This window comes from Nitrospirillum amazonense, assembly GCF_029594735.1.
GTDB classification, from domain to species: domain Bacteria; phylum Pseudomonadota; class Alphaproteobacteria; order Azospirillales; family Azospirillaceae; genus Nitrospirillum; species Nitrospirillum amazonense.
Genome location: NZ_JARPAF010000002.1, coordinates 2,103,586 through 2,120,463, shown reverse-complemented (window position 1 = coordinate 2,120,463; position 16,878 = coordinate 2,103,586). Strand labels below are relative to the sequence as shown.

Sequence of the window (16,878 nt, the reverse complement as noted above, 5' to 3'; positions counted from 1 at the left end):
GGTAACGGGCGTCCGGTTGGACGTCTTAAGTCGGATTGCTGCCGCTGGCCCCCCTTCGCGTATATGTCCCCCCGGCCCTGGACGCGCATGCCCCTGGGCCTGACACTCAACCGCTTTGGCGGACCCCGTTGGCCGGAGCCTCATGCGGGTCGCCCTGCCGGGGCCCACGTTCGCCGGGTGTTACCGCTACCCCAGGTGCCACCGCGGCCATTTGCCGCCTGGACAAAGGATGCAGTCACCGCCCCAAGCCTTGCAAAGGTAGCACCTCAGTCTTGAGGCGGCAACATGGCATTCACCTGGCAACGCACGTCAAATCAAAAGGATAGCGGCGCGTTTCCAACGGTTTGGGCGGTGTCGCAAAAAATTTATGAAGGGTGTTGCAAGCCGCCTTCCTACCCGGCAAAGTGCCGCCCGCGTGGGCCTGTAGCTCAACGGTTAGAGCCGGCCGCTCATAACGGTCTGGTTGCAGGTTCGAATCCTGCCGGGCCCACCACGCCTTCCCTCAGTCGAAATCGAAGACGTTGGTTTTGGCCAATGCCGTGCCCAATGCCAGAATATTGTCCGGCGTAGGGTCGATGCGGCCATCCGGCGCGAATGTGATTTTCCGCTCCTGCGACCGCATTGCGTTGAAAAAGACGGCCCGGTAGCGAAGGCTCATCATGAGGTAGCCAACCTGCGGCACCGTCAGGGCTTTGCCGCCATTGGCCATTTGTGCCGCCTCCACCACATCGTTCCAGCCCTGCAGGTCGGCGGTCGCTTCGTCCGTCATCTTGAGCATGATGAAGGTCGGCAGATCCCGCGCCGTGCCGTCCGGGGCGCGCGGTTCCGGCGACGGGGTTTTGGCGTGGGCCGCCAGGTGTCCAAGGACGAACGTCGTGTTGTTGGGCCGGATGGAGTCCGCCTCGACCACGTCGAACGGCCGTGTGTTCGCGACATCGCCCAAGAAGGTCGGGGTGAAAAGGATCTTCCCGTCCCGGGCACCGGCCCCGAACTGGTTCAATCGGCCCGCCGTATCGATCTCGAATCCCTTCAGCAGGCCGTTGGCGGCCAAAGCCGACAGTTCCGCCGCCAATGAGGGTGAGGCGGTGATGGCGTCCGTCACCTGGGCCGCCTGCTGAGGCGGCGCCTGCTTGGTGAATTCATCCAGGAGGGCTTGCAAGGGGACGCTTAAGGAAACGGCCAGCACGGCCATACCTGCCAGTGTGCTCACGGAACGGCCCCATCGCTTTTCGATTTCTGACTTATGCCGGCTTGAAAGCCACCACTCTCATGGGGCCCGCCGCCTGCCCTAAATTGCCACCAATCCGTGTCATGGCAAAGCGCCGCCGATGGGGACGGGCCGGAACCACCCTCCGGCCCCGTATTTCGACCGTCGCGGACAAAGTCCTGGTTTCTCAGGATAATCTTTTATCCTATCGTTTCTGGATGGCGGCGTCCCGGAGAGCGCCCACAATCAATAAGGGGGATGGCATGGCGGTTGAGCGCTTGGACGGCGTGGCCAGGGGGATGGGCCGGCGCGATGTGTTGGCCGGCGTTGGCGCGGCTGCCGCCCTCGCGTTGGCGGGCTGTGCGGTCAACGTGGAGGGGGGCCGGCACGGCGGCGTGACCGAGGCGGCGCGGTCACCCTTGATGCTCACGCCCATCCGGGCCACGCCCGACCGCATCACCCGCGTGACCGTCTGCACGCGCCCCTTCCGCGCCCAGGGCCCCCGGCTGGAGGTGGAGCGCATCGGCCAGAAGCTGGTGGTCCACCATTACGGCCATGGCGGCAGCGGCTGGTCCCTGTCCTGGGGGACGGGCCTGGTCGCCACGGAGAAGGCCATGGCCTTGGGCGAGCGCGATATCGCCGTCATCGGCTGCGGGGCTATCGGCCTGACGACGGCGCTGCAGCTTCAGCGCGCCGGCGCCAAGGTCACCATCTATGCCAAGGACCTGCCGCCTGACACCCGGTCCAGCTTCGCCACCGGCGTCTGGTCGCCGGATTCGCGCATCTGCCTGGAACAATACGCCACGCCGGCGTTCAAGGCGCTGTGGGCGCGCATGTGCCTGACCTCGTTCCAGGCCTACCAGAGCCTGCTGGGCCTGCCCGGCACCCCCATCGAGTGGGTGGACAACTACAACGTCTCCGACCAGGCCAACCGGGAGCGCCACGAACCGGTGACCGACGGCCGGCCCCCCTTCGCCGACGCCTTGCAGCACGAGCTGTTGCCAACCTTGACACCCCATTCCGTCGATGTGCCGGCGGGTCTGCATCCCTTCGGCGCGCGCTTTGTTCGGCGCAACACCAACATGGTGTTCAACATTTCCAGCTACGCCCGCCTGCTGCTGGATGAGTTCCACGCCAACGGCGGCCGCATCGAGGTGCGGGAATTCCGCACCCCGGCGGATTTCGCCGGCGTGGCTCAGAAGGTGCTGGTGAACTGCACCGGCTACGGCGCCCGCGCCCTGATGGGCGACGACTCCATCATCCCGGTGCGGGGCCAGCTGGCGCGCATGATACCGCAGGACGATGTGCACTACGGCCTATTCTACAACGGCGTGTCCTTCGTGCCCCGGCGCGACGGCTTCGTCTTCCAGGCGGTGGGGCCGGACGATTATTACGGCTACAACGACGACAGCATTGAGCCCGACCGGCCACTGGCGGAGCAGTCGGTGCGCATCATCGCCAGCCTGTTCCCGCCGCCGGTGTTCGGGTGACCCTCAACACCCCATCCCCTCCGCCACCGCCGCCACCTGCTGGCGCAGCCAGACATGGCCGGGGTCGGCCTGGTGGCGGGGATGCCAGGCGGCCATGAAGTCATAGCTGCGCCGGTTGGGCAGGGGCAGGTCGAACAGGTCCAGCTTCTCGGCATAGCGGCGGGCCAGACGGCTGGGCAGGACGCAGAGATAGTCCGTGGCCAGCAGGATGGGCACGGCCAGCATGAACTGGTGGATGGACAGGGCCACCCGCCGCCGCCGTCCCAGCCGCTCCAGATCCTCATCCACAAAACCGACGAAGCCGCCGCCGTTGGTAGACACCAGGATGTGCTCCTGAGCGCAATAGCCGTCCAGGTCCAGGGGCCCGGCACCCCGCGGATGGCCCTTGCGCTGGGCCACCAGATACCGCTCCCCCGCCAGGCGGCGCACCGTCATGCCGGTCTGGACCATGTTCTGCGAGCCGATCAGCAAATCGACCTCGCCCCGCTGCATCTGGCCCAGGACGCGTTCGGCGTTGGGCGCGCGGAAGGACAGGCGGATGCCCGGGCCCGCCACGGCGCGCAAGCGCTCCATCAAGCCCAGCCCCACCGCCACCGTGCTGTTGTCACTGGCGGCGATGGCGAAATCGCGGGTGGCCGTCAGGGGGTCGAAGGCCGGCGGCCGGCGCACCACCGTCTCCAGCTCCTGCAAGGCGGCGCGCAAGGGCGCCTGCAGTTCCAGCGCGCGGGTGGTGGGCACCATGCCCCGGCCGGTTTCCGAGGGCACGAATAGGGGATCGTGGAACAGGTCGCGCAGGCGGGCCAATTGCGCCGACAGGGCCGGCTGGCTGATGCCCAGGCGGGCGGCCGCCCGGGTGACGTTGGCCTGGTCCAGCAACGCGTCCAGCGAGACCAGCAGGTTCAGGTCCACACCCCTGAGATCGATCATGATTATGGGTCCGATATTGATGATCGATTTCAATTATAGCCAGGCGAGCACTATCTCACCAGGGCATCGCCAATCCTGAGGAGGCCTGCCTCATGTCCCCTGCTCTGATGTCCCGCTCGGCCGACCATCCGGAACCCGCTTGGCCTGCCTGGCCCCTGCGCCTGCTGGCGCTGGCTTATTTCACCATGGGTACAGGCACCCTGGCGGTGGTCGGGGCCTTGCCCCCCATCGCCGCCTCACTGTCTTTGCCACCCAGCGCGGTGGCGCTGATGGTGTCCGCCTTCGCCGCCACCTTCGCCGTCGCCGCGCCGGTGGTGCAGATGGTGGCGGGGCACCTGCCGCGCCGCACCCTGTTGCTGGCCGGCCTGGGCATCCTCGGCGCCAGCACCCTGCTGTCGGCCGGGGTGGGCAGCTATCCCCTGCTGCTGATCTTGCGCATCCTCTCGGGCGTGGGGGCCGCCTGCGTCGGGCCGGTGGTGTCGGCCCTTGGCAGCACCCTGGTGCCGCCCCAGCGCCAGGGCCGGGCCCTGGCTATCGTCTTCAGCGGCATGACCATGGCGTCGGTCGTCGGCCTGCCGCTGTCCGCCTGGCTGGGGGAACAGATCGGCTGGCGCCCCATGTTCGTCGGGCTGGGCGTGTGGACCTGGGGCGTGGCGCTGGCCATCGCGCTGGGCATCAAGGACCGTGGGCGGGGGCATGCCCTGGGCCTGGGGCAGCTGGCGGCCGTCCTGCGGCGCCCGGGGGTGGCGGGGGGCGTCGCCCTCATGGTCTGCCAGATGGCGGGACTGTTCACCACCATCACCCTGATCAATCCGCTGCTGCGCGACCGCTTCGGCGCCGATACGGCGCAGACGTCGCTGGCCCTCATGGTGCTGGGGCTGTCGGGTCTGGCCGGCAATTATCTTGCCCGCTGGCTGGCCGACCTGTGGACCGCCGACCGGCTGGTGGCCGTCAGCCTGGGCGGCCTGACCGCCATGTTCCTGGCCATGGCCGCTGCCCCGGCCCGGCTGTGGGCCGTCCTGGCCCTGTTGGTGCTGTGGGCGCTGGCCAACGACCTGTTCATGCCCTCGCAGCAGCGGCGCATGGTGGAACTGGCGCCGGAGGTGCGCGGCCTGGTGCTGGCCCTGAATTCGTCGGCCCTCTATGTCGGCATGGCCGCCGGCTCCTTCACCGCCGGCGCGGTCTATCCCGTGGCCGGGGTGGGTGCCCTGCCGCTGGTCTCCGCCGGTTTCATGGCCGCAGGCCTGGCGCTGCTGGCCGCCACGCGGCGCCGGGCTATTGCGGATACGGAACCAGGCGCGGCCGTCTGCCCTGCGGCGCGATGACCCGTTGCTTGCAATTCCACAGCTTTTTCTGACGCGCGGGATTGATTTATGGCGCCGGCTCCGCACTTTCTAGCGGCAGCCGGCCGCAATGGACTTGATCGGGGGAACCTGATCGGGGGCCCATCCTTGGCCAAAGGCTGACATCCAGGGAGGGAAGGGAACAATGTCTCGCGTCTCCGTCATCGTGCTGGCCCTGGGGCTGGCCGCGTCCAGCCTGGCGCTCACCGCCAGCGCCGCCACCGCACCGTCACCCGCGATCACCGCCGCCGTCGCCGACAGCAACCGGCCGCAGGCCGACAAGGATCGCGACGCCGACCGCAAGCCGGCCGAGATGCTGGCCTTCGCCGGCGTGAAGGCGGGCGACAAGGTGGTGGATTTCATGCCGGGCGCCGGCTACTTCACCCGCCTGTTCGCCAAGGCGGTCGGCCCCAAGGGCAGGGTCTATTCCCTGCTGCCCAATGAGATCGCCACCCGCTCGCAAAAAGCGGTGGACGGACAGAAGGCGCTGGCGGGGGACAAGGCCTATGGCAACATCGTGCCGCTGGTCGAGCCCGTGAACGCGCTGACCTTCCCTGAGAAGGTGGACGTGGTCTGGACCTCGCAGAATTACCACGATGTCCACGCCTTCATGGGCGCCGAGGCGGCGGCGGCTGTGAACAAGGCCATCTTCAACGCGCTGAAGCCCGGCGGCGTCTACATCGTTCTGGACCATGTGGCCGAGGCCGGCTCCGGCGTGCGCGACACCAACACCCTGCATCGTATCGATCCCGAAACGGTGAAGAAGGAGGTGGAGGCCGCGGGCTTCGTGCTGGAGGGCCAGGACGATGCCCTGCACAACACGGCGGACAACCACACGCTCAAGGTCTTCGACCCCGCGCTGCGCGGCCACACCGACCAGTTCGTCTTCAAGTTCCGCAAGCCGAAGTAAAAAGAGTTCTTCATGACCGGGGCTGCGCCAGGGCCGCTTTGGCCATTGCGCAGCCCTTTGTTTTTGCGGACCCTTTAGCCGTTAAGACCAAGAAGGGGACGGGGCATGGCGAAGGGGATCGCGGCGTTGGTGGCGGGCCTGGTGATGGCCGTCGCGGGTGCGGCCACGGGAGAGATGACGGGTGTCGCGCTGGCCGGCACGGCCGAGGCCCCCTACCGGGTGCTGGACGGCTATGCCCGCCACGGCCACCAGGAACGGCTGAACACCCCGGCCGATGAGGTGGACTGGCTGCGCAAGAACCGCTTCGTGCATGGCGAGCTGGACGACTTCCCCGCCGACGCCATCGTGCTGCACCGGGTGGATGTGGAGACTTACCTGGACCAGGCGGGATTCCAGGGCAGCTACACCCATTTGTCCTACGGCTTCACCGATCCCACCGACCTGTGGGTGGTGCGCAAGGCCGGCACGGCCCCCTTCGTCGTGGCGCGCGGCCTGCCCGGGGCCGGCGGCATCACCACCCAGGTGGCGGAGTTGCAGGCCCTGGGGGCGCGCCGGGTCATCCATGTCGGCACGGCGGGCCTGCTGTCGCCGGACGTGCCCTATAGCCAGATCATCGTATCGGATGGCTCCTACCGTGATGGCGGCGCCTTCCTGCTGGCGCCCGACGCCAAGCAGCAGGTGGCGCGGCCGGATCAGGAGTTCACCGCCCGGGTGCGCGCCGCCGCCGCCCGCTCCGGCCTGCCCAGCGCCCGGGGCATCGGCTACACCATGCCCATCTACTATTTCCAGCCAGGCAGCATCCTGCGCGACCTGCTGGCCATCAAGGGCCCGGACAAGCCCACCTTCGTGGAGATGGAGGAGGGGCCGTTCTTCACCCTGGCCACCCTGATGGGCCTGAAGGCGGCCAGCGTGGTCGTGGGGTCCGACCGCCTGGTCAACGACGGCGGGCGCCTGCACCAGTCGCTGTGGGACGGCGACCTGGACGCCCTGGAACTGGCGGCGTTCAAGGTGGCGGTGGATGCGGTGACCAGCCCTTGAGCGGCGGCGGGCGCTCGTGAACGGGGCGATCTGTGACCGGCCTCACCTCGAAAAGCCGCGCGGGCATGCTTAGGTAACCCTAGGCAGTTTAGTCGCGGTTCGAAGAAAGGCCGGTTCCCCCGTGTCGCTTCCCATTCCCCTGTCCGTCCTGGACCTTTCCCCCATCGTCGAGGGTGGCACCGCCGCCCAGGCCCTGCGCAACACGCTGGATCTCGCCCGTCATGCCGAGGCCCTGGGCTACCGCCGCTTCTGGGTGGCGGAGCATCACAACATGACGGGCATCGCCAGCGCCGCCACCGCGGTGGTCATCGGCTACATCGCTGGCGGCACCAAGAGCATCCGCGTGGGCGCCGGCGGCATCATGCTGCCCAATCATGCCCCGCTGGTGATTGCGGAGCAGTTCGGAACGCTGGAATCCCTCTACCCCGGCCGCATCGACCTGGGCCTGGGCCGCGCGCCGGGCAGCGACCAGCGCACCGCCTGGGCGCTGCGGCGCGACCGCTCGGACAATGGCGACAACTTCCCCCGCGATGTGCAGGAACTGCAGACCTATTTCCGCCCGGCCCAGCCGGGCCAGGCGGTGCGGGCCGTGCCCGGCGCCGGCCTGGACGTGCCGATCTGGATCCTGGGGTCCAGCACCTTCGGCGCCCGGTTGGCGGCGGAGCTGGGGTTGCCCTACGCCTTCGCCTCCCACTTCGCGCCCGATCAGCTGCTGGAGGCGCTGCACGTGTACCGCCAGTACTATAAGCCCACCGCCGCCAATCCCAAGCCCCACGCCATGGTGGGCGTCAACGTCTTCGCCGCCGACACGGATCGGGAGGCGGAGGTGCTGTTCACCTCCCTGCAGGATCGGTTCGTGGCTTTGGCCCGCGGCAACCCCGGCCCCTTGCGCCCACCGCAGCCCGGCGTGCAGTGGAGCCCGGAGGAGCGCGCCTGGGCCGACCGGGCGCTGCGCTACTCCGTCGTGGGGGGGCCGGAGACGGTGCGCCATGGCCTGTCCGCCATCCTGCAGCAGACCGGGGCGGATGAGATCATGGTGACCGCCGCCATCCACGACCATGCCGCCCGGCGGCGGTCGTTCGAGATCACTGCCCAGGTGGCCGGGCTGGCGCTCCGCCTGGATTGAAGCCGGGGAAGCTTGGGCCCGCACCCCGCACGGATCAGCGGGTAGAGAAAAAGGCCGCCCGGCGAGGGGCGGCCTTTTGTCTTACTTGCCCATGGACTTGTCGCGGGCGGCCTTGAACTCGGCCTTGTCGTACCATTTCGGCCAGTCGGTGCCGAAGGCCAGCGGGCGGCTGAGGTCATAGATCATGTTGACCTCCATGGCCCCGCCGCTGAGGTCCAGGTCCGGCGACCATTTGTCGGAGGGCTGGTGGTAGTGGAGGCGGGTGAACTCGTCCTCCTTGGTCTTGCCCCACTCGGCGCCGTTGGCCACGCTGTCGATGCCGCTGTGGGCGTAGATCACGGGGATGCCGATCTTGGCCAGGTTGAAGTGGTCGGAGCGGTAGTAGTACCCGCGCTCGGGAAAGGGCTCCTGGTTCAGCGCCATCATGTGGGCGTCGGTCCAGGCCTTGAGCCTGTCCTCCAGGTCGGACTTGCGCCCGCCCACCAGCACGATGTCGCGGGTCAGGCCCACGCTGCTCAGCATGTCCATGTTGAAGCCCGCGACCGTCTTGTTGGGCGCGAACAGGGGATGCTGGGCATAGTACTCGGAGCCCAGCAGGCCCTGCTCTTCCGCCGTGTAGGCGATGAACAGCAGGGTGCGGTCGGGCTTGGGGCCCTTGGTATAGCGCTTGGCGAGCTCGATCAGGCCGGCGACGCCGGAGGCGTTGTCCATGGCGCCGTGGTAGATTGTGTCGCCGTTGATGGCCGGACCGATGCCCAGGTGATCCCAGTGCGCGCCGACCAGGACCATTTCGTCCGGATGCTTGGCGCCCGGGATGGTGCCGATGACGTTGTGGGAGATGACGTCGCGCTCCGTCGGCGTGATGCCGACCGACATCTTCAGCGGCAGGGGCACGGCCTTGAAGCCGCGGCGGGCGGCGCTGTCCTTCAGGGTGTTGAAGTCCAGCCCGGCGGCCTGGAACACGGCCTTGGCCTGGTCCAGCTGCATCCAGCCTTCCACGGCGGACCGGGTCTTCAGCCCGCCGTCGGCCGGCATCAGGCTCAGCTTGGGGATGCTGCCGCCGTTGGCGACGACGCCCCAGGGATAGCCCGCGGCGCGCGTCTCATGCACGATGATGGCGGCGGTGGCGCCGTGGCGGGCCGCCTCCTCGAACTTGTAGACCCAGCGGCCGTACCAGGTCATGGCGCCGCCGCCGAACAGCGCAGGATCGCCGGTGGCATAGCCGGGGTCGTTCACCAGGATGACCACCGTCTTGCCGCGCACATCGACGCCGGCATAGTCGTCCCAGCCGAATTCCGGCGCCGTGATGCCATAGCCCACGAACACCATGTCGTTGTCCTTGACCTGGACATGGGGGGTGCGCTGGCGGGTCCAGACGATCATGTCGCTGAAATACTCCAGCGACAGCGGCGCGGCCTTGGGGCCGGTGATGACCATGGGGCCGTCGGCCTTGCTGACAATCTCCGTCAGGGGGACGTTCTGCAGATAGCTGCCGTCCACGGCGGGCTTCAGGCCGATCTTCTTGAACTGGTCCTGGATGTAGGCGATGGCCTTATCCTCGCCCGCCGTGCCGGGCTTGCGGCCTTGGAATTCATCGGAGGCCAGGATGCGGATGTGCTCGGACAGGGCCTGGGCCGTCACCGGGGCCACGTCCTTGGTGACCTTGTCGGCCGCCAGCGCCGGTAGGGCCACGGCCGCCGCCAAAACGCCCATCAGGGCCAGCGCCGCCGTGCCTTTCAGCAGGCCGGCGCGTTTGTTGTGGGTTCGCATGGATGTTTGCGTTCCTTGTCGTTGCTCGGGGGCGCGTCCATTGACGCCCCTCAACCGCCCCCGTCCCCTGCCTGGGATACCCCTACTTTGGATACCCTTACCTGGAGATCGGGGGCGTGGGGGATGCGACCCAGCGGTCGCAACCCGACTGAAAAAGGCCGCCTTATCCTCTGCCGGGGTCCGGCGGCCCTCACGCTCATTTGCCCTGGGACTTGTCCCGGGCGGCCTTGAACTCGGCCTTGTCGTACCACTTGGGCCAGGCATCGCTGGACGCCAGGTCGCGGCTGATGTCGTACCACATGTTGACCTGGACGGCGCCGCCGCGCAGGTCCATCGCCGGCGACCATTCGTCGGAGGGCTGGTGGTAGTGCAGGCGGGTGTATTCCTCCTCCTTCGCCTTGCCCCACTCCGCGCCGTGCTCCACGCTGTCGATGCCCATGCCGGCGTCGATGACGGGGATGCCGACCTTGGCCAGGTTGAAGTGGTCGGAGCGGTAGTAATAGCCGCGCTCGGGGAAGGGCTCCGGATTCACGACCATGCCGTGGGCATCGGTCCAGGCCTTCAGCCGTTCCTCCAGGTCGGACTTCTTGCCGCCGACCAGGACCACGTCATGCACGGGACCCAGCACGCCCAGGCCGTCCATGTTGAAGCCGGCCACCGTCTTGCCCGCCGGGTACAGCGGGTGCTGGGCATAGTATTCCGAGCCCAGCAGGCCTTGTTCCTCGGCCGTGTAGGCGATGAACATCAGGGTGCGGTCCGGCCTGGGGCTGTGGGTGTAGCGCTTGGCCATCTCGATCAGGCCGGCGACGCCCGTGGCGTTGTCCAGCGCACCGTTATAGATGGTGTCGCCGTTGACCGCCGGCCCCACACCCAGGTGGTCCCAGTGCGCACCGACCAGCACCACCTCGTCCGGCCGCTTGGCGCCGGGGACGATGCCGACCACGTTGTGCGAGACGACGTCGCGCACCACGGGGGTGATGCCCACCGACATCCTGGCGTTCATCGGCACGGCCTTGAAGCCGTGCCGGGCGGCGCTGTCCTTGAGGGTGGAATAGTCCAGGCCAGCCGCCGCGAACAGCTCCTTGGCCACGTCCAGCTGCACCCAGCCTTCCACGGCCGACCGGCTCTGCAGCCCGCCGTCGGCGGGCATCAGGGTCAGCTTGGGCACGCTGTTGCTGTTGGCGACCACGCCCCAGGGGTAACCGGCGGCGCGGGTCTCGTGGACGATGATGGCTGCGGCCGCACCATGGCGGGCCGCTTCCTCATACTTGTAGGGCCAGCGGCCATACCAGGTCATGGCGCCGCCGCCGAACAGGGCGGGGTCGCCGGTGGCGAAGCCGGGGTCGTTCACCAGGATGACGACCGTCTTGCCCTTCACGTCCACGCTGGCATAGTCGTCCCAGCCGAACTCCGGCGCCGTGATGCCGTAGCCGACGAAGACCAGGTCGCTGTCCTTCACCTCGGCATGGGTGGTGCGCTGTCGGTTCCAGACGATCATCTGGCTGAAGTATTCGTACGACAGGCTCTTGGCCTGGCCGTCCTTGCCCGTGGCCGTGAACACCATGGGGCCGTCGGCCTTGCTGGTGACCTCGGTCATGGGCACGTCCTGAAGGTAGCCCTTCGCGCCGGCTGCGGGCTTCAGTCCGATCTTTTTGAACTGGTCCTGGATGTAGGCGATGGTCTTCTCCTCGCCCACGGTTCCCGGTTTGCGGCCCTGGAAATCGTCGGAGGCGAGGATTTTGACGTGGGCCGACAAGGCCTCGGGCGTCACCGGGGCGGCGTCCTTGGCCTGCCCCATCGCCGTGGCCCCGACATCGAGCGCGAGGGCCGCGGCGAAGAGCGCCGTGGCCCCTGTGCGTAGTCTGGCTCCCATAAGTGCGAATCCCCATTGTCTTGGTCGTGTCGCCGGCGGTTACCCCGCGATAGCGCCGCTTGGGGCGAGAGCATACGGGGGTACCGGCCGGGAATCCAAGACCCTGGGCGGGCCTGCTGACGAAAGTTGGATATTGGATATAGCGGGACAATCACCCAGTCACCACGCCCGTACGGAAAAGGCCGGCCATCCCTGGCCGGCCCCGTCGCTTCAATAAGGACTGGTGGGATAGGGGGAAGGGCGGGGACTTAGGCGTCCACGCGGGTGCCCCACAGGTCGTATTCCTCGGCGTGCTCTACCGTCACCTGGACGATGTCGCCCACCGCGACGCTGGTGTCGCCGTTCAGGAAGACGCTGCCGTCGATTTCCGGCGCATCCGCCGCGGAGCGGCCGATGGCGCCTTCCTCGTCCACCTCGTCGATGATGACGTCGATGGTGCGGCCCACCTTGGCCTGCATGCGCTCCTCGCTGATGGCCTGCTGGTGGGCCATCAGGCGATTCCAGCGCTCTTCCTTCACCTCTTCCGGCACGGCGCCCTCGATGGCGTTGGCGGGGGCGCCCTCCACCGCCTCATACTTGAAGCAGCCCAGCCGGTCGATCTTGGCCTCCGACAGCCAATCCAACAGGAACTGGAAGTCCTGCTCCGTTTCCCCGGGGAAACCGACGATGAAGGTGGAGCGAATGGTCAGGTCGGGACAGACGTCGCGCCAGCCGCGAATCCGGTCCAGCACCTTCTCCTGGTTGGCCGGCCGCTTCATGGCCTTCAGCACACTGGGGCTGGCGTGCTGAAAGGGGATGTCCAGATAGGGCAACACCAGGCCTTCCGCCATCAGGGGGATGACCTCGTCCACATGCGGGTAGGGGTAGACGTAGTGCAGGCGCACCCAGGCGCCCAGCCCGCCCAATTCACGGGCCAGGTCGGTCATGTGGGCGCGGACCTTGCGGCCCCTGAACTCGCTTTCGGCATGGCGCAGGTCCAGGCCGTAGGCGCTGGTGTCCTGCGAGATGACCATCAGTTCGCGCACGCCGGCGTTCACCAGGCGCTCCGCCTCGCGCAGCACGTTGCCGGCCGGCCGGCTGGCCAGGTCGCCGCGCAGCGAGGGGATGATGCAGAAGCTGCAGCGGTGGTTGCAGCCTTCGGAAATCTTCAGATAGGCGTAGTGGCGGGGCGTCAGGCGCAGGCCCTCGGGCGGCACCAGGTCGGTGTAGGGGTTGTGCACCGGGGGCAGGTGGTCGTGCACCGCCGACACCACCTGCTCATACTGGTGGGGGCCGGTGACGGCCAGCACGTTGGGGTACATCTCGCGGATGCGGCCCTCTTCCACGCCCATGCAGCCGGTGACGATGACACGGCCGTTCTCGCGCATGGCCTCGCCGATGGCGTCCAGGCTTTCCTGCTTGGCGCTGTCCAGGAAGCCGCAGGTGTTGACCAGCACCACGTCGGCGTCGTCGTAGCTGGGCGACACCTCATACCCTTCCGAGCGCAGCTTGGTCAGGATGCGCTCGCTGTCGACCAGGGCCTTGGGGCAGCCCAGGCTGACGATGCCGACCTTGGGGGCGCCAGCGGGGGACGTGGTGGAGGTGATGAGGGTGGGCTTGCTCATGGGCGGCGCTCGGGAATCCAAAAGGGCGCCAACAAGGCCAACCCCATGCCGCCTGCGGTCGGCGGAGGTCCCCTCGAAAGCGCGCTTACACTATACTATAAGGTGAGCGTCCGACCTTGGTGGTGCCGCCGCCCGTCTGGTCCGGGTATATAGCGGCACCGGGGCCGTTTGCCCATCCCCCGCGCTGTCCGGAGCGCGTGCCAGGCGCGCAGGGGAGGGGCCCGCAATTGTGGGGCCGCCCCCTGTTCTGGACGCACGGCTTACCCTGGATTTTTGAGTCCAGAGCGCTTGACGGGCGGGGCCGACCTCCATATAGTCCGCCCACATTTTTCGAGGGGCAGGCTGTAGGCCGCCCTTGCGGGCTAGACGCTGTCTCTCAAAAAGACCCCCTCGAAAATCTGTATAGCCGCACCCGAGTCCTTGTTCGGACGGCGTTTGCAAGGCCCGCGCGGAGCCAGTCAGTGCTTCGTGACGGGACTTTCGTCGTTCTGGGCATGTGTTTGGGTGCCTTGTTGTTGGAACTGTGAACCGAGAGCGGTAGATGCCGACGATCAACCAGTTGATCCGCAAGTCCCGTGAGGGCGTGCCGGAGCGGGACAAGGTCCCGGCGTTGCAGGAATGCCCCCAGAAGCGCGGTGTCTGCACGCGCGTCTACACGACCACCCCGAAGAAGCCGAACTCGGCGCTGCGTAAGGTCGCCCGCGTGCGGCTGACCAACGGCCACGAGGTCATCAGCTACATCCCCGGCGAGGGTCACAACCTGCAGGAACACTCCGTGGTGATGATCCGCGGCGGCCGTGTGAAGGACCTTCCCGGCGTGCGCTATCACATCATCCGCGGTTCGTTGGATACCCAGGGCGTGAAGGACCGTCGCCAGCGTCGGTCCAAGTACGGCGCCAAGCGTCCGAAGTAAGGAGTTAGTCTATGTCCCGTCGTCGTCGCGCCGAAAAGCGTGAAGTCCTGCCGGATGCCAAGTATGGCGATACCGTGCTGACGAAGTTCATGAACTGCCTGATGTACGACGGTAAGAAGTCCGTCGCCGAGCAGATCGTTTACGGCGCTTTGGAGCGTATCGAGGGCAAGGTGAAGGCTGATCCCATTCAGCTGTTCCACGATGCCCTGAACAACGTCCGTCCCTACCTGGAAGTGCGTTCCCGCCGCGTCGGTGGTGCGACCTACCAGGTGCCGGTTGAGGTCCGTCAGGACCGCGCCCAGGCCCTGGCCATCCGTTGGCTGATCGCCGCCGCCCGCGGCCGGTCGGAGAACACGATGACCGAGCGCCTGTCGGGTGAGCTGCTGGACGCGGCCAACCAGCGCGGCGTTGCCGTGAAGAAGCGTGAAGACACCCACCGTATGGCGGAGGCCAACAAGGCCTTCTCGCACTACCGGTGGTAAGGTTGGGACCAGCTTAGGCCTTAAGGAATCATGGCGCGCTCCCATCCTCTCGATCGTTACCGGAACATCGGCATCTGTGCCCACATTGATGCCGGCAAGACGACGACGACCGAGCGGATCCTGTACTACACCGGCAAATCCTATCGCATGGGCGAGGTCCACGAGGGCACCGCCGCGATGGACTGGATGGAGCAGGAGCAGGAGCGCGGCATCACCATCACGTCGGCGGCCACGACCTGTTTCTGGCGTGACCACCGGGTGAACATCATCGACACCCCCGGGCATGTCGACTTCACCATTGAGGTCGAGCGGTCCTTGCGGGTGCTGGATGGTGCGGTGGCGCTGTTCGACGCTGTGGCCGGGGTCGAGCCCCAGTCGGAAACCGTGTGGCGGCAGGCGGATAAGTACCGCGTGCCGCGCATGTGTTTCGTGAACAAGATGGACCGGGTCGGCGCCGACTTCTTCGGCACCGTCCAGATGATCCGGGAGCGGCTGGGCGCCAATGCGGCGGTCCTGCAGCTTCCCATCAAGACGGAAGCCGGCTTCTCCGGCGTCGTCGACCTGGTGAAGAACAAGGCCATCGTCTGGAAAGAAGAGACGCTGGGCGCCGAGTTCTTCGAGACGGAAATTCCGGCCGCCCTGGCCGCGCAGGCGAGCGAATACCGCGCTCGCCTGGTCGAGCAGGCGGTGGAAATGGATGAGGACGCCACGGAGCGCTACCTCGAGGGTGAGGAACCCGACGAGGCGGCGCTCAAGGCGCTGATCCGCAAGGGGACGATCGCGCTGCGCCTGGTTCCGGTGTTGTGCGGCTCGGCCTTCAAGAACAAGGGCGTTCAGCCGATGCTGGACGCCGTTGTCGACTTTCTGCCCTCGCCGCTCGACATCGCCGATGTCGCCGGCGTAACGCTGGACGGAGAACCGGCCAGCCGGCGGACGGACGACGCGGCGCCCTTCGCCGGCTTGGCGTTCAAGGTGATGAACGATCCTTTCGTCGGCGCGCTCACCTTCGTCCGGATTTATTCGGGGCGGATGGCGGTCGGCGATCGCGTGCTGAACGCGAGCAAGGGTGAGAAGGAGAGCGTCGGCAAGATGTTGCTGATGCACGCCAACACCCGGGAAGAGATCGAGGCGGCATGCGCGGGCGACATCGTCGCCCTGGCGGGGCTGCGGAACACGACGACGGGTGAAACCCTGTGCGATCCGGAAGCGCCGCTGGTGCTGGAACGCATGGAGTTCCCGGAGCCGGTGATCGAGGTGGTGGTCGAGCCTAAGACCCAGGTGGACCACGACCGGATGGCGATGGCGTTGCAGCGACTGGCGTCGGAGGATCCGTCCTTCCGCGTCGGCCGTGACTCCGAGACGGGGCAAACCGTCATCGGCGGCATGGGCGAGCTGCACCTGGAGATCATCGTCGATCGCATGCGCCGGGAATACCGGGTGGAAGCCGATGTCGGCGCGCCGCAGGTGGCGTACCGGGAGACCATCGCCCAGAAGGCGGAGGCGGCCCACACGCTGAAGCGGCAGGTCGGCGCCATGGGGCAATACGCCCAGGTGACGCTGTCCTTCGAGCCGTCCGAGCCCGGCAGCGGGTTCCGGTTCGAGAACAAGGCGGGCAGCCAACTGCCCAAGGAATTCGCCCACGGGGTCCAGAACGGCGTCGATGCCGCCAAGGACAGTGGGGTGATCGCCGGGTTTCCGGTGATCGACCTGAAGGTAGAGCTGGTCGGCGGTGGCTTCCACGACGTCGACAGCTCCGTCGAGGTGTTCGAGCAGGCCGCTCGCGCCGCGTTCAAGGAAGGGATGGCGAAAGCCAAGCCCGTTCTCCTGGAGCCGGTGATGGCGGTCGAGGTGGTCACCCCCGACGACTACATGGGTGATGTCATCGGCGACCTGAACAGCCGCCGGGGACAGGTGACAGGAATGGATCAGCGGGGCAATGCGCGCGTCATCATTGCCAGGGTCCCGCTGGCCAACATGTTTGGGTATGTGAACAACCTGCGCTCGATGAGCCAGGGCCGGGCGCAGTACTCGATGCAATTTGACCACTATGAGCCGGTGCCGGCTGCCATCGCGGATGTCGTTCGCGCCAAGATGGCCTGATCTGGCAGAAGTCAAGAGAAGGAAGAGTAACCATGGCGAAGGCGAAATTCGAGCGCACCAAGCCGCACTGCAACATCGGCACCATCGGTCACGTC

The 16,878-nt window shown here is 67.2% G+C and carries 13 protein-coding genes and 1 tRNA gene; 9 read left to right on the top strand and 5 right to left on the bottom strand.

Features of this window, described 5'->3' with window-relative positions; genetic code table 11:
- Positions 1–417: 417 nt before the first annotated feature.
- Positions 418–493: transfer RNA gene (locus tag P5F91_RS15730), tRNA-Ile, on the top strand.
- A 9-nt stretch (positions 494–502) separates the two neighbouring features.
- Here the strand turns inward: P5F91_RS15730 and P5F91_RS15725 are convergent.
- The gene (locus P5F91_RS15725) at positions 503–1,192 is read right to left on the bottom strand and encodes a hypothetical protein (protein WP_145611680.1); all 690 of its coding nucleotides are present in this window, start codon (positions 1,190–1,192) and stop codon (positions 503–505) included.
- A 278-nt stretch (positions 1,193–1,470) separates the two neighbouring features.
- Here P5F91_RS15725 and P5F91_RS15720 point away from each other — a divergent pair, with 278 nt between their 5' ends.
- Positions 1,471–2,697, top strand: coding sequence for an FAD-dependent oxidoreductase (locus P5F91_RS15720; RefSeq protein ID WP_277907574.1), 1,227 nt, complete (start codon positions 1,471–1,473; stop codon positions 2,695–2,697).
- A gap of 3 nt (positions 2,698–2,700) precedes the next feature.
- On the opposite strand, the gene P5F91_RS15715 is transcribed toward P5F91_RS15720, so the two are convergent.
- On the bottom strand, positions 2,701–3,624 hold the full coding sequence (locus P5F91_RS15715; RefSeq protein ID WP_277907573.1) for a LysR family transcriptional regulator: 924 nt from the start codon (positions 3,622–3,624) through the stop codon (positions 2,701–2,703).
- Positions 3,625–3,716: 92 nt separating this feature from the next.
- Between P5F91_RS15715 and P5F91_RS15710 the strand changes: the two genes are divergently transcribed.
- The 4 genes from P5F91_RS15710 to P5F91_RS15695 all read left to right on the top strand — a co-directional run bounded on the left by P5F91_RS15710 (position 3,717) and on the right by P5F91_RS15695 (position 8,041).
- On the top strand, positions 3,717–4,949 hold the full coding sequence (locus tag P5F91_RS15710; RefSeq protein WP_277907572.1) for an MFS transporter: 1,233 nt from the start codon (positions 3,717–3,719) through the stop codon (positions 4,947–4,949).
- 163 nt (positions 4,950–5,112) lie between these two features.
- Positions 5,113–5,877, top strand: a complete 765-nt coding sequence (locus tag P5F91_RS15705; protein ID WP_145611686.1) for a class I SAM-dependent methyltransferase — start codon at positions 5,113–5,115, stop codon at positions 5,875–5,877.
- A gap of 105 nt (positions 5,878–5,982) precedes the next feature.
- Positions 5,983–6,915: a phosphorylase family protein gene (locus P5F91_RS15700; RefSeq protein ID WP_277907571.1), complete on the top strand. Its 933-nt coding sequence runs from the start codon at positions 5,983–5,985 to the stop codon at positions 6,913–6,915.
- A gap of 121 nt (positions 6,916–7,036) precedes the next feature.
- Entirely contained in the window at positions 7,037–8,041 is a 1,005-nt protein-coding gene (locus P5F91_RS15695) for an LLM class flavin-dependent oxidoreductase (protein ID WP_277907570.1), read from the top strand.
- An 81-nt stretch (positions 8,042–8,122) separates the two neighbouring features.
- On the opposite strand, the gene P5F91_RS15690 is transcribed toward P5F91_RS15695, so the two are convergent.
- The 3 genes from P5F91_RS15690 to rimO all read right to left on the bottom strand — a co-directional run bounded on the left by P5F91_RS15690 (position 8,123) and on the right by rimO (position 13,288).
- Positions 8,123–9,811, bottom strand: a complete 1,689-nt coding sequence (locus P5F91_RS15690; protein ID WP_246134454.1) for a M28 family metallopeptidase — start codon at positions 9,809–9,811, stop codon at positions 8,123–8,125.
- Positions 9,812–10,007: 196 nt separating this feature from the next.
- Positions 10,008–11,684, bottom strand: a complete 1,677-nt coding sequence (locus P5F91_RS15685) for a M28 family peptidase (protein ID WP_277907569.1) — start codon at positions 11,682–11,684, stop codon at positions 10,008–10,010.
- A 248-nt stretch (positions 11,685–11,932) separates the two neighbouring features.
- Entirely contained in the window at positions 11,933–13,288 is a 1,356-nt protein-coding gene (gene rimO, locus P5F91_RS15680) for a 30S ribosomal protein S12 methylthiotransferase RimO (protein ID WP_277907568.1), read from the bottom strand.
- 541 nt (positions 13,289–13,829) lie between these two features.
- On the opposite strand from rimO, the gene rpsL reads away from it, so the two are divergent.
- From rpsL to fusA, 3 genes are read left to right on the top strand one after another with little or no spacing between them, the layout of a single operon-like run.
- Positions 13,830–14,201, top strand: a complete 372-nt coding sequence (rpsL, locus tag P5F91_RS15675) for a 30S ribosomal protein S12 (RefSeq protein WP_004274236.1) — start codon at positions 13,830–13,832, stop codon at positions 14,199–14,201.
- 11 nt (positions 14,202–14,212) lie between these two features.
- Positions 14,213–14,683 carry a 30S ribosomal protein S7 gene (rpsG, locus tag P5F91_RS15670; protein WP_088871760.1) on the top strand — a complete coding sequence of 157 codons (471 nt, stop codon included), beginning with the start codon at positions 14,213–14,215 and terminating at the stop codon, positions 14,681–14,683.
- 30 nt (positions 14,684–14,713) lie between these two features.
- On the top strand, positions 14,714–16,783 hold the full coding sequence (gene fusA, locus P5F91_RS15665; RefSeq protein WP_277907567.1) for an elongation factor G: 2,070 nt from the start codon (positions 14,714–14,716) through the stop codon (positions 16,781–16,783).
- Positions 16,784–16,878: the final 95 nt, after the last annotated feature.